The following is a 12,301-nucleotide window of genomic DNA, read 5'->3' on the forward strand; positions in this document are numbered from 1 at the left end:
ATGAGCGATCTGAACAAACTGGGTCTGGCCGAGGCACGCGATGCCCTGCGTTCCGGTGACGTCACTTCTGTCGAGCTGACTGACGCCTGCCTGAAAGCCATTGACGAGGCAGATGCGCTGAACGCTTTTGTCCACAAGACGCCGGAAATTGCGATGGAACGCGCCAAGGCCGCGGATGAGCGTATCCAGCGTGGCGACGCACCGTCGATGTGTGGCCTGCCGATCGGTATCAAGGATCTGTTTTGCACCAAGGGTGTGCCGTCGCAGGCGGCGTCGAAAATCCTGGAAGGGTTCAAGCCGGAATACGAATCCACTGTTTCACAGCAACTGGCCGACGCAGGCGCGGTGATGCTGGGTAAACTGAACATGGACGAATTCGCCATGGGATCGTCCAACGAAACTTCGACCTATGGCAATGCGGTCAGCCCTTGGCGCCGTGGCAACGATGATGCGCATCTGACACCGGGTGGCTCCTCTGGCGGCTCTGCGTCTGCCGTGGCTGCTGATTTGTGCCTGGCGGCGACAGGTACCGACACCGGAGGCTCGATCCGCCAGCCTGCGGCCTTTGTTGGCATCACGGGCATCAAACCCACCTATGGTCGTTGCTCTCGTTGGGGCATCGTCGCCTTCGCGTCCTCGCTGGATCAGGCAGGACCAATGACCAAGAACGTACGTGATGCAGCAATCATGCTGGAAACCATGTGCGGGCATGACCCCAAGGATTCGACCAGTGCCGAACTGGCCGTCCCGAATTTCGAGGCCATGCTGACTGGTGACATCAAGGGCAAGAAGATCGGTATCCCGAAAGAGTACCGTATGGAGGGTATGCCCGCCGAGATCGAAAAACTCTGGGCCGATGGCGCAGCGATGCTGAAAGCCGCGGGGGCCGAGATTGTCGATATCTCGCTTCCGCACACCAAATACGCGCTGCCCGCCTATTACGTGATTGCCCCGGCCGAGGCATCTTCGAACCTCGCCCGTTATGACGGTGTTCGCTATGGCCGCCGCGCACAGCTGGCGCAGGGCGATGGCATCACTGAGATGTACGAAAAGACTCGCGCCGAAGGCTTTGGCCCCGAGGTGCAGCGCCGCGTGATGGTCGGCACATATGTGCTGTCCGCAGGTTTCTATGATGCCTATTACAACCGCGCGCGCCGGGTCCGGACCCTGATCAAGAAAGACTTCGAAGACGTGTTTGCCGCGGGCATCGATGCCATTCTGACACCGGCAACCCCTTCGGCGGCGTTCGGTCTGGGGGAAATGACCGAGGCGGACCCTGTTCAGATGTATTTGAACGACGTCTTTACGGTTACCGTGAACCTCGCGGGCTTGCCCGGTATCTCGGTCCCCGCAGGGCTGGATGCACAAGGTCTTCCCTTGGGGTTGCAGCTGATCGGGCGCCCGTGGGAAGAAGGTGACTTGCTCAACACCGCTTATGCGCTGGAAACCGCAGCCGGTTTTGTGGCCAAGCCCGGCAAATGGTGGTAAGCCTTCGGGCAAGTGAATTACTGAAGACGGAGCCAAACAATGCGTGTTTTGCTTTTGGTCCCGGCCCTGACACTGGCTGCGGCCTGCACCAATGTCGCGCCGTTGACCAGCACGGGTTTCAACACGCCTGAATATCAGGCGCAGCGCGAGGCTCAATTGGCGGGCCAGGGCGGGGCGGTCAATCCGCTGCTGGCTCCGGTCGATGTTTCCCAGCAACCACTGGGCACACCGGGATCATCGACCTTTGCAACAGGTGAGAATGCGGACATCGCCAACCAGACCGCCGCAGCGTTGGCCAGCACGTCCGGGCAATCCTCGGTCTCCGCGTCGCCGTCTTCCGGCTCCAACAGCAGCGCAATCTCTGACGAGCAGGACTTCGCAGCCGTGTCCGAGAGGCGCAGCATCCAATCCGATGCCGCCCGGATTGAGCAAAACCGCCAGACCTACGAAGTCGTCGCGCCAACCGCCGTGCCTGAGCGGACGGCGAGCGGCCAACCGAATATCGTACAATATGCGCTGAGCACCTCCAATCCGGTGGGCACGCAACTCTACAGCCGTTCCGGTTTCAACCTGCAAGCCAAGGCACAGAGGAACTGCGCGCAATTCCCGTCACCGGATCAGGCTCAGATCGAATTCCTGTCCAACGGCGGTCCGCAACGTGACCGCAAGGGTCTGGACCCGGATGGCGACGGCTATGCCTGTGGCTGGGACCCCAGCCCGTTCCGCAGTGCCGTTAACAACTGACACCTTAACGCCGATCTGGCATCCGTCTCCGAATTTCGGCAAGCGCCGGGGCGGGATGGTGCCATCCTTGATCGTGATCCACTATACGGCCATGGACGGTGCGCAGGCGGCTCTGGATCGCCTATGCGACCCGGCTTCCGAAGTTTCGGCTCATTACCTGATCGGCAATGACGGCACCCTTTGGCAAATGGTGCGTGAAGAAGATCGCGCCTGGCATGCCGGGGCAGGGGAATGGGACGGCAAGGACGACATCAACTCGCGCTCGGTTGGGATCGAACTGGATAACACCGGCAAACATCCGTTCTCGCAGCCGCAAATGGCGGTGCTGGAACAGTTGTTGCCCCTGATCATGACCCGCTGGTCCATTGCGTCGTCCGGGGTCATTGGACATTCCGATATGGCGCCTGGCCGTAAATGCGATCCTGGGCCGCGCTTCGACTGGAACAGGCTCGAAAAGCAAGCGCTGGCCAAACCGCGCGGCACAGGAGTTGATCCGATGTCACCCGATGCAGAAGCATTTCGCGCCTCTGCTCGGATGGCAGGTTTCACCGCCCCCGTGGACGATGCAAAACTGCTGGCCGCTGTCCGATTGCGATTTCGCCCCTGGGCGAAAGGTCCGCTGGACATGGCGGATATGAATGCGGTCACCCCGTCGGACACAACAACCTGATCCGCTCTTCATCTGGCCAAAAATATCCCGGGGTTGAATTGGCCGCAGGCCAAGAAGGGGCTGGCCCCTTCTCGGACCTGTCAGCTCTTGACGCCGCAGACCGCAAAGCCTACCCAGCCCAGGCGCGGAGGGCCGGATGGCCGCTGGGGCGTATGCCCGAGAGGAAAGTCCGGACTCCACAAGACAACGGTGCCGGGTAACGCCCGGGCGGGGCAACCCGACGGAAAGCGCCACAGAAATCAGACCGCCCAGGGCCTCGGCCCCGGGTAAGGGTGAAACGGTGGGGTAAGAGCCCACCGCGCCGCTGGCAACAGTGGCGGCACGGCAAGCCCCACCGGGAGCAATGCCAAATAGGGTCCCCGCGCGGGCCGGTCGGCGCAAGCCGATACCGCCGCTAAGCGCGTCTTGGCCGAGAGGGACCGGGTTGGCAGCTTGAGCCGTGCAGCAATGCACGGCCTAGAGGAATGGTCATCGAAGGGGGCAACCCCGGAACAAGATCCGGCTTACAGGCCCTCCGCGCGTATCTACTTATCCTCCGGGCGGCGTGTAGGTCCCCGCCAATCTTGCGGCTTTCTCAGTGACCGAAACGAACTCGTCCGCAGTCCAGGCTCGAACCGTTTCTATGTTCGTGACCGCACCCGATGCCGCGACCGCCATGCCGACCGCCACAGCATCTGTTCCGTCTGGCGCTTCGCTGATCACGACCACGTCATTGCTGCCGGTTGTCATGTAAAAGGACAGCAGTCGGCCGCCGACTTTCTCCAGCAGTGCTTTCACCGGGCCGGTGCGGTTCTCGGGCTTTTGCAACATGCCTTTGACGCCAGCTTGCGAGTAAGTTGCGTAGGTAATGAAAACAGGCATTGGTACCTCCGTTTTAACGAGAAATCACAGGGCCTTTCAGTCAGCCGACCCCGAGGGCCGTCTTACGTCAGATGCCAGAGAGCAACGGTGCCACGATGTGCCAAAGACCTGCGCCGATAAGCACCACACCTGACACCGGCACCAGCCACCGGGCTGTCGGCAGAAGTTTTTCCAGTGCCACGTAAGCGGCAATGCCAACAATCCAGTAGAGGTTCATGATTCCACCGACGAAAAGCAGCAGCATCAACGCCCAGCAACAGCCCAGGCAATACGTGCCGTGCAGAGCTCCGGTTCTGAGCGCGCCGAAGGGGCCGGGCCGGTTGTGACCGGCAAGAAACCTTGCAGGGCTTTGGCAATGACGAAGGCACGCAGTCTTCAAACTTGAAAACTGATAGAATCCGGCAGCCAGCAGAACACATCCCGCGAACAGGCCAGAGCGAATTGTCATCATCGGCCCGCTCGACAGCCCGATTTGTTCCAACCCCCACTGCAATGCCGTTGCAGTCAGGCTGAACGTACCCCAGGTCACCAGATAGCCCAGCAGGAAGCACAGGCTGAACCTTGCGGCGCGCTCTTTCTCAGGACCCATGCGCTTTGTCGCCGCAAACAAAAGCACGGCTGGCGCGGCACTTGGGGTCATCATGGCAATCATCATGATCCACCACATCAGGAAAATGAGCAGAGCATAGCCGAAGCTCCAGGCGGTTGCAGAACCCATCTGCATGGGCTCTCCAACCGGGCCTGCCATGCGAGTCATTTCGACCGCAGACATTTTCATCCCGACGCCGGCAACTGTGTACCAGGCGGCTGCAAGAATGATCAGAAGGACGCTGCCCAACACGATTGCATTGTCCTGCCTCAACAGCCGCTCAATCGCCCCGGCAGGGGCTGTCGCACTCTGTCTGGTCATGAAAGAGTCTCCGGCTACGCGCCCAGAACACCGTGACCCGAGAGGTTGAGATGTGCGAGATGGGCGTGCGTGGCATCAAAGGTAAGGCTGATCTCACCGCCCGTTGTTTTGGCCGACCCCGAGGCAGCCTCGGCGTGGCGGTACTCAAAGCCATTCGGCAGCTGGATTGATGCCCTGTGCGCAGCGCCCGATACGATATGAGGAATCGGGCTGACCTCAACGTCGAATACCCCCGGAACCTTGGCGTAGCCGCTGCGGTCATCGCGGTTCCAGTTCAATTCGATTGGGACAAAAAGCGTATCATATTTCGTCGGGGCCATCGCACTGTAGACGTACCACATGGTTGCCATTTCATCGGTGTCTTCGCCGGTCATGATGGCCTGCAATGCTGCGCGCTGTTCGGCTGTAGCACTTTCGTCAAAAATCAGTTGCATCTGACCATTGCCTTCGTGGATCGGTCCCGGCCAGTGATAAACACCTGCTGCCCGCAAACCGGCCAGATCAGTATCGCCATAATGCCCGCTTTCGATGTCGAAAACGACAACAGCCTCGCAATTTCCGTGTGATGGAAGAACGCTGAATTGGCAGGGACAGCCGAAATTGCAATTACAATTGGCCAGTTCTTCGCCCTGAATAACCCATTCTGTCATGATAGCCCCCCAAGAAAAGCTGCGTAAAACAACACTGCTCCGCGCGGGCATTACCTGTTCACACTGCCTTGGTCGTCGAGCCTGAAGTTGGCCTCTTGGACGTATCAGTTGCGGCAAACCTATCACGATATCGTGATATGTACAAACTTACTCACTGTCTTTTGGTCCTCATCGGCTTGGAAATTCAGTCCGGAATCCCGTGGGGGTTGAACGTGGTATTCGCCTTTGCAATCCTTTGATAGAACTGGGGCGTATTTTGAAAAACCGGGAGGATTGTCATGAGCTTTATGAAGACACTTGCGTCCGTTGCAGTTGGTTTCGCGGCTGCGAAGGGGATGGAGAAATACCAGAAAATGGGCGGAATGGCTGGCTTGCAGGACATGATGCAAGGCGCAGGCGGCGGCCTTGGTATGGATCAGCTCGGCAAGATGGCCGAACAGTTCGGCCTTCCCGGAGGTGCGACAGGCCTTCAGGACATGATGGGTAAGATGGGGTTGGGGGGCAGTTCCGCCGGTGCCGCCGGTCTTGGCGGGCTTTTGAATGCGATGCAGGGGGCGGCCAGAACGGGCAGTCAGCAGACCACCGACATGATGGAGACCGTGTTTGGCGAAACACCAGCCGGGGCTGCGATGGAAGCTCAGGCCAAGCTCATGTTGCGGGCAATGATCCAGGCGGCCAAGGCAGACGGCGAGCTGGACGAGCACGAGAAAGAAACGATCCTCGGAGAGTTGGGCGATGACATCAGTGACGAGGAACGCGCATTCGTGCAGGAACAACTGAACGCACCTGTCGACGTCATGGGTCTGGCAGCTGATTCTGGAGCACCTCTCAGAACGCAGATTTATGCGACGTCTCTGGCGGCAATACGGTTGGACAACGATCGCGAGGCCGCATATTTGCGGCAATTGTCCACTGCGCTGGGTCTTTCGGACAGTGAAAGAGACCAGATTCACAGCTATATGGGTGCGCCAACGTTACCGGGTTAAATCTGTGCCCGATTCCTGGGCTGGGATCGTCCGATTGGCCTTGACATGCACAGCGTAGCGCGTAAAAGCGCACGCTCATAGGAATTCAACCGAAAGGCCCCTGCCTTTCCGGACGCAGGAGATAACCATGGCGAAGCCGACGACAATCAAGATCCGTCTGAACTCGACCGCGGGCACGGGCCACTTCTACGTGACCAAAAAGAACGCACGCACCATGACCGAGAAAATGACCATTCGTAAATACGATCCGGTCGTTCGGAAGCATGTCGAGTACAAGGAAGGCAAGATCAAGTAATCTTTCCGTTCCATTTGGACTTTCCAAAAAGGCTCTGCTTGGCAGAGCCTTTTTTTGTGCTGATTTCCGGTGCTTGGTCGCCAATTACGTCAACATGCCCATCTGGGGCCGTTGCAGGAGCGCATCAGCCACCGATGCAATCGCATTGGCTGTGGCTTGCTTTTTGTGCCGACCTGCAAGTACGCTTGAGCAAACCGCCACAAAATGTTGACCGCCATGAAAAAAATCTTGTTATCCACAATAGCCGTTCTGACTTTGGCGGCTTGTGAAGACCCGTTCAACCGTGAAGGTGTCGGGTTTACCGGAATCGATGGCGAACCCCGCACGATTTCCGACGTTCCCGGAGCCGTCGCATTTCTGCCGCCTGAAACGAATGTCCCGGCTGAGCTGGCAGAACTTCAGACCGTTACTCTATTGGCTGATGAAGTGGACCCCTCCAAGGTGGCAGCCGTTGCTATCGATAATGGCGGGCGGACGCCGGACAATGCGGTCCAGCTACAGGGCAGCGATACGAACCTGTTCCTGAGCACCGTCAGTGTCAACGGAACCTTGTTTGGTGTCCTTCGCACGCCGACGAACAGCGTAAAGGTCGATAACTCGATCGGTGTTGGTTTTGCGCAAGAGGCCGAGCGTTTTACCGGGTGCCTGCCTGCTGGTGATGTGTTCCGCAAAGGCACGTCCGAGCGTAGTTCGGGCTTTGCGGTGCCGTTGAACTGCAGCTAAGTCTCATACCTTCTGATGTATCAAGCCCTCGCCGATCTGGTGGGGGCTTTTCTTATCTGGGTACGCGCGGACGCCGTAGCTTTGTCTGGAAGGACTTGTGCATCGGGCAAGCGCAATCATCAGTTGGTTCTAAACGAAAAAAGGCCGGTCTGATGACCGGCCTTTTCCCTTACATTGGTTTGCAATTACTCGCGGTTACCCAAGAATTGCAGCAGGAACATGAACAGGTTGATGAAGTCCAGGTACAGGTTCAACGCGCCCATGATAGCGGCCTTGCCCAGCCATTCCTGATCGCCACTATGGGCCATTTGCAGGTATGTGTTCTTGATATTCTGGGTGTCATAAGCAGTCAGGCCCGCGAAGATCAGAACGCCGATGGCCGAGATTGCAAAGGCAACCGCCGAAGATGCCAGAAAGATGTTCACAACCATCGCGACGATCAGGCCGATCAGGCCCATCATCAGGAAAGTGCCCATGGCGGACAAGTCTTTCTTGGTTGTGTAACCATACAGGGAAAGGCCTGCGAACGCGATTGCGGTGATCAGGAAGACCTGAATGACCGACTCACCGGTGAAAACAAGGAAGATCCAGCTGATCGAAACGCCCATCACCGCTGCAAAAACGTAGAACACCAGCTGTGCGGCGGCCGCCGACATACGGTTGATCCCGGCACTGAAGCCGAAGACAAACAGCAGGGGTGCAAACATGATGACCCAGCGCAGGGGCGATGCGTAAATGCTGTAGCCCAGCGATGTCAGATAGGTATCGGCATTCAACTGTGCCGCCGCGGCTGACGGATCGCTTGTGGTTGCCAGGCCCGCGATGGCCCAGGCTGCTGCGAATGTGATCAGCATGCCTACGGACATAGTGCCATAGACTTTGTTCATATGGGCGCGCAGGCCCTCATCAATCTCGGCAGCGCGCGCGCCGGCCGCCGTCCGGATCGTGTCGAATTGTGCCATCAAAGGGTCTCCCTTTACATAATTATGCAGCCCCCCGGCTGTGCGGGAAGCGTTCTAGGCAAATATCGGCAACTCAGGGCTGTGTTTCAAGTATTTACCGCGGAAAACCAACTAATTTACGCAACAAAAGTGGCGATCCGTAACAAGTGACCGCCACTCATGAACTAAAGATTTGTATTTGCATCATTTCTGCCAGAATTCCGGCGCGTCCCAGACGAAGCGTCTGGCTTCGGCATCGGCCTCTGATCTGGAGATTCCGATGTCCTGAAGGGCGCGATTATCAAGTCGCGCCAGCTGGTGGCGTTGACGCTTCAGGGAAACAGCATGCCTGATGATAGTGCTGAGTGATTGCTTTTTCTGCTTGCAGGGGCGATGAATGGCAATTTGGGTCATATTTATTGTCCTTTCGTCTCTTTTCGATGGTTTCGCTTGTCTTCATCAATTTCCTTGATTGATATGGGGGAGTATGACATATTTTGAAAACGAATATTTTTGATGAAACCCATAAGGAATTGTGAAGATGCGGAATCTGGACATCACAACCCTGCGCTCATTTGTTGCTGTGGCAGATCAGGGTGGGGTGACGCGCGCTGCAGGTTTCCTGCATCTGACGCAATCTGCGGTCTCGATGCAGTTGAAACGGCTGGAAGAGTTGCTTGGCCTTCAACTGTTGGACCGCAGTGGCAGAACGATTGCCCTGACCGCGTCCGGTGAACAATTGCTGGCTTATGCGCGCCGCATGATCGCATTGAATGATGAGGTCATCTCGAAACTGACCGATCAGGCCTTTGAAGGTGAGGTGGTATTGGGGGTTCCTCACGACATAGTTTACCCGGCCATCCCACGGGTCCTGCAACGGTTCAACGCGGATTTCCCGCGAGTCCGAGTTCAGTTGGTGTCGTCTTATTCATTGCAATTGAAAGAGATGTACAAACGCGGCGAATGTGACGTGATCCTGACCACGGAACCGTCGTCGGTGGACGGTGCGGAAACCATTGCAGAGCTGCCCTTGCGCTGGATAGGTGCGCCGGGCGGGTCGGCCTGGCGCAAGCGTCCGCTGCCTTTGGCACTTGGACGTCGCTGCTTGTTTCGACCACAGGTGATATCGGCGCTGGATGCGGCCGGTATCCCCTGGGAGCTGTCGGTGGAAACTGAAAACGACCGCACAATCGAGGCCACGGTCAGCGCTGATCTGGCAGTGTATGCAGCACTGGAAGGTACCGAAGCCGCACATCTCGAACAGATCGAAGGCGGGGGTGCGCTACCGGACCTGCCTGCGCACATGATCAACCTGTATGGTGGAGAGCCGGGTCGAGACGCGGTTGTCGAAGCATTGGCACAGTTAGTGCGTCAGAACTTTCGCCTCCTTGGGGGGACACAGCTGCGCGCCGTGGTGGGCTGATTGCGGTCAGGGGGTGATCACAATTTTGCCTGTCGATTTACGCTCTTTTAGCAACCGCATGCCCTGCGCGACCTCATCAAGTGGCAAGACGTGGCTGATGTGTGGATTGATGCGGCCCTCGGTGTGCCAGCGGAAAAGGGTGTCAAAACTTTCGCGTACGGCTTCTGGCCGGAATTTCAGATACCCGCCAATGTTAAAGCCGATCACGGTCAGGTTCTTGACCAGCAGATGATTGGCGGGGATTTGCGGAACTTCCCCGCCGGCAAACCCGATGGGCAGCAGACGGCCTTCGGGATTGGTGGCGCGGAAGGCCGCCTTGAACACATCGCCGCCGATTGCGTCATAAACGACATCCGCGCCGCCAAGCGATCTGACCCGAGCCCTTAGATCCTCTGAGGCATCAATCAGGTGATCGGCCCCTGCGGCGCGGGCAACGGCCAGCTTTTCGGGGCCGCGGGCCTGTGCGATGACGGTGGCACCCATGAGCTTGCCGATTTCAACCGCGGTCAACCCAACACCGCCTGCTGCGCCGGTGACCAGAAGCGTCTCACCGGGTTGCAGACGGGCGCGGTGGTCAAGGGCCATGTGACTGGTGCCATAGGCTATCTGGATCGCTGCCGCGTCTTCGAAACGGGTCGTGTCCGGCAGCGGGATAGCGCGATCGGCGTCGAAAACGCCATATTCTGCCAGACCGCCCTGACCGGAATAGACGGCGATCCGGTCGCCCGGCTTCAGGGTGGACACACCTGGACCGATGGTATCCACGACACCGGCGATTTCCATACCCAAAGTAAACGGCGCAGGCGGTGTATCCTGATACGTGCCTTTCTGCATCAGCAGATCAGCGAAATTCAACCCGCAGGCTTTGATCGCAACCCGCACCTGACCCTCACCCGGCTCGGGTTTCGGTACATCGCACAGCTGGGCAACTGCCCCGTCAGATCTAATACAATAGGCCTTCATTTGGTTCCTCACGTGCTTGGGGCATAGGCACGTGGGCTGTGCGAGATGTCAATTCCTTATGCGCGGCGTCCTGAAACGTCTGAAAATCTGTCGCATATCCAGCCGGGCCACGCGAACAGCGGGCAGGGCATTTGACGCATACAACCACAGCCCTTGTGAGGGGGGATCGACTCAACCAGCTTGAAAAAAAATTCAAAACCGGCAATATTGGCAAGCAGTGCTGGTAACGGGGGACGGCACAGTCCGGATTTGGGGGCGATTAAGGAAGCCCCTATTGGTATTGCGATCTCGGACGTCGCACGATCCCGTACAAATGTGTGTGTAGTAGAGGAGAATACCAATGACTCATCACGTCGATGTCCATGTGGGCAAGCGCGTTCGGCATCGCCGCTGGCTGATTGGGATGACCCAGCAACAATTGGCGCAGCAAGTTGGTATCAAGTTTCAGCAAATCCAGAAATATGAGACCGGAGCCAACCGAATCAGCGCGTCGCGCCTGTGGGACATTGCCGAGGCATTGGACGTTCCGGTCAGCTTCTTCTTCGAAGGTCTGGAAGAAGCCCAGAAAAGCAGCTCGGAAAAGAAATCTGTTCCAGCTGATCTGATGGGCGATAAAGAAGCCTTGGATCTTGTTCGCTCTTACTACGCAATTCCGGAAAACCAGCGCCGCCGCCTGTTTGAACTTGCACGTGTCCTCAGCGACGTCGCCTGATCAGACCGGCTTGACTTTGCCAGGTAATGCTCGCACCAGAGTGCCATGCATCCGGCGAGTTTAAGCGACATTGAAATTGCAGAAGAAATGGCCGAAGCGGCACGCGCGGCCATTCTTCCTTTTTTTCGTCAGACCAATCTGGAAACTGCGAACAAGCTGACCGAAGGGTTTGACCCCGTCACCGTGGCGGACCGGGCCGCCGAAAAAGCCATGCGAGAGGTTCTGTCCCGGTTGCGCCCCGAAGATGGCGTGTTGGGTGAAGAATACGGTGCGCACAAAGGCAGCAGCGGCCGAACCTGGGTCTTGGACCCCATCGACGGCACGCGCGGGTTTATCAGTGGTACACCAACCTGGGGCGTTCTGATCGCGCTCAGCACAGCAGATGGGCCGATCATGGGGGTGATTGATCAGCCCTACATTGGCGAACGCTTTGTCGGATCGACAGCTGGTGCGCAGCTTACAGGGCCGCTGGGGACCAGTAAGCTGCAAACACGGGGGACGAAATCTCTAGCGCAGGCGACGCTGTTCACCACTTTTCCTGAAGTCGGCACCCCGGATGACCGGGCCGGGTTTCAGGCCGTATCGGAACAGGTGCAACTGACCCGGTATGGAATGGACTGCTACGCTTATGCCTTGTTAGCCGCTGGGCAGGCGGATCTGGTGATCGAAGCAGGGCTGAACTCGTATGACATTCAGGCCCCTATTGCGGTTATTCAGGCGGCAGGCGGAATTGTGACCGACTGGCAAGGCGGCCCGGCGCATGAGGGCGGTCGGGCATTGGCCGCAGCCAACGCAGAGATTCATGCAGAGGCCCTTCAGATCCTGCGTCGGTTCTGAAACCGGTTGTCGCAGATCCCGATGGCGGGTACATAATACACAGTCGGTTCTTGAGCCCGTTTTCCGCCGACCTTCGCACTCCTTGCAAGAGACGGGCA

At 58.0% G+C, this 12,301-nt stretch carries 15 protein-coding genes and 1 other RNA gene; 10 read left to right on the forward strand and 6 right to left on the reverse strand.

From position 1 onward, the window contains the following. From gatA to rnpB, 4 genes are all read left to right on the forward strand, one after another. On the forward strand, window positions 1-1,488 hold the full coding sequence (gene gatA, locus ACR0BZ_RS01300) for an Asp-tRNA(Asn)/Glu-tRNA(Gln) amidotransferase subunit GatA (RefSeq protein WP_480919251.1): 1,488 nt from the start codon (window positions 1-3) through the stop codon (window positions 1,486-1,488). Window positions 1,489-1,527: 39 nt separating this feature from the next. Then, on the forward strand, window positions 1,528-2,232 hold the full coding sequence (locus ACR0BZ_RS01305) for a hypothetical protein (protein ID WP_480919252.1): 705 nt from the start codon (window positions 1,528-1,530) through the stop codon (window positions 2,230-2,232). Beyond that, on the forward strand, window positions 2,189-2,902 hold the full coding sequence (locus ACR0BZ_RS01310) for an N-acetylmuramoyl-L-alanine amidase (RefSeq protein ID WP_480831480.1): 714 nt from the start codon (window positions 2,189-2,191) through the stop codon (window positions 2,900-2,902). Before ACR0BZ_RS01305 ends, ACR0BZ_RS01310 begins: the two co-directional genes overlap by 44 nt. Window positions 2,903-3,026: 124 nt before the next feature. Then, window positions 3,027-3,424, forward strand: an RNA gene (gene rnpB, locus ACR0BZ_RS01315) — RNase P RNA component class A. Window positions 3,425-3,430: 6 nt separating this feature from the next. Here rnpB and ACR0BZ_RS01320 read toward each other — a convergent pair. The 3 genes from ACR0BZ_RS01320 to ACR0BZ_RS01330 all read right to left on the reverse strand — a co-directional run bounded on the left by ACR0BZ_RS01320 (window position 3,431) and on the right by ACR0BZ_RS01330 (window position 5,323). Beyond that, the gene (locus ACR0BZ_RS01320) at window positions 3,431-3,763 is read right to left on the reverse strand and encodes a GYD domain-containing protein (protein WP_209504623.1); all 333 of its coding nucleotides are present in this window, start codon (window positions 3,761-3,763) and stop codon (window positions 3,431-3,433) included. A 67-nt stretch (window positions 3,764-3,830) separates the two neighbouring features. Then, entirely contained in the window at window positions 3,831-4,673 is an 843-nt protein-coding gene (locus ACR0BZ_RS01325; RefSeq protein ID WP_480919253.1) for a DUF2182 domain-containing protein, read from the reverse strand. A 14-nt stretch (window positions 4,674-4,687) separates the two neighbouring features. Then, a complete protein-coding gene (locus ACR0BZ_RS01330; RefSeq protein WP_480919254.1) occupies window positions 4,688-5,323 on the reverse strand; it encodes a DUF1326 domain-containing protein in 636 nt (211 codons plus the stop codon). Between the two features lie 278 nt (window positions 5,324-5,601). Between ACR0BZ_RS01330 and ACR0BZ_RS01335 the strand changes: the two genes are divergently transcribed. From ACR0BZ_RS01335 to ACR0BZ_RS01345, 3 genes are all read left to right on the forward strand, one after another. Continuing rightward, window positions 5,602-6,309, forward strand: a complete 708-nt coding sequence (locus tag ACR0BZ_RS01335) for a DUF533 domain-containing protein (RefSeq protein ID WP_480482004.1) — start codon at window positions 5,602-5,604, stop codon at window positions 6,307-6,309. A 127-nt stretch (window positions 6,310-6,436) separates the two neighbouring features. After that, entirely contained in the window at window positions 6,437-6,604 is a 168-nt protein-coding gene (rpmG, locus tag ACR0BZ_RS01340; RefSeq protein ID WP_037309480.1) for a 50S ribosomal protein L33, read from the forward strand. A 216-nt stretch (window positions 6,605-6,820) separates the two neighbouring features. After that, window positions 6,821-7,327, forward strand: a complete 507-nt coding sequence (locus ACR0BZ_RS01345; RefSeq protein ID WP_209504619.1) for a hypothetical protein — start codon at window positions 6,821-6,823, stop codon at window positions 7,325-7,327. Window positions 7,328-7,512: 185 nt separating this feature from the next. On the opposite strand, the gene ACR0BZ_RS01350 is transcribed toward ACR0BZ_RS01345, so the two are convergent. Together ACR0BZ_RS01350 and ACR0BZ_RS01355 are read right to left on the reverse strand one after the other, a co-directional pair. Then, window positions 7,513-8,289 (reverse strand): Bax inhibitor-1/YccA family protein, encoded by a 777-nt coding sequence (locus ACR0BZ_RS01350; protein ID WP_209504618.1) that lies wholly within the window; start codon window positions 8,287-8,289, stop codon window positions 7,513-7,515. A gap of 183 nt (window positions 8,290-8,472) precedes the next feature. Next, window positions 8,473-8,682, reverse strand: a complete 210-nt coding sequence (locus ACR0BZ_RS01355; protein ID WP_480899136.1) for a DUF1127 domain-containing protein — start codon at window positions 8,680-8,682, stop codon at window positions 8,473-8,475. 127 nt (window positions 8,683-8,809) lie between these two features. Here ACR0BZ_RS01355 and ACR0BZ_RS01360 point away from each other — a divergent pair, with 127 nt between their 5' ends. Then, entirely contained in the window at window positions 8,810-9,691 is an 882-nt protein-coding gene (locus tag ACR0BZ_RS01360; RefSeq protein WP_480516174.1) for a LysR family transcriptional regulator, read from the forward strand. A gap of 6 nt (window positions 9,692-9,697) precedes the next feature. Here the strand turns inward: ACR0BZ_RS01360 and ACR0BZ_RS01365 are convergent, their stop codons facing one another. Then, window positions 9,698-10,654 carry an NADPH:quinone oxidoreductase family protein gene (locus ACR0BZ_RS01365; protein ID WP_480919255.1) on the reverse strand — a complete coding sequence of 319 codons (957 nt, stop codon included), beginning with the start codon at window positions 10,652-10,654 and terminating at the stop codon, window positions 9,698-9,700. Between the two features lie 340 nt (window positions 10,655-10,994). Here ACR0BZ_RS01365 and ACR0BZ_RS01370 point away from each other — a divergent pair, with 340 nt between their 5' ends. Both ACR0BZ_RS01370 and hisN read left to right on the forward strand, forming a co-directional pair. Then, on the forward strand, window positions 10,995-11,366 hold the full coding sequence (locus tag ACR0BZ_RS01370; protein WP_209504614.1) for a helix-turn-helix domain-containing protein: 372 nt from the start codon (window positions 10,995-10,997) through the stop codon (window positions 11,364-11,366). Between the two features lie 45 nt (window positions 11,367-11,411). After that, window positions 11,412-12,203 carry a histidinol-phosphatase gene (hisN, locus tag ACR0BZ_RS01375; RefSeq protein ID WP_267365356.1) on the forward strand — a complete coding sequence of 264 codons (792 nt, stop codon included), beginning with the start codon at window positions 11,412-11,414 and terminating at the stop codon, window positions 12,201-12,203. Window positions 12,204-12,301: the final 98 nt, after the last annotated feature.

It is taken from the genome of Ruegeria sp. P8, assembly GCF_056534665.1.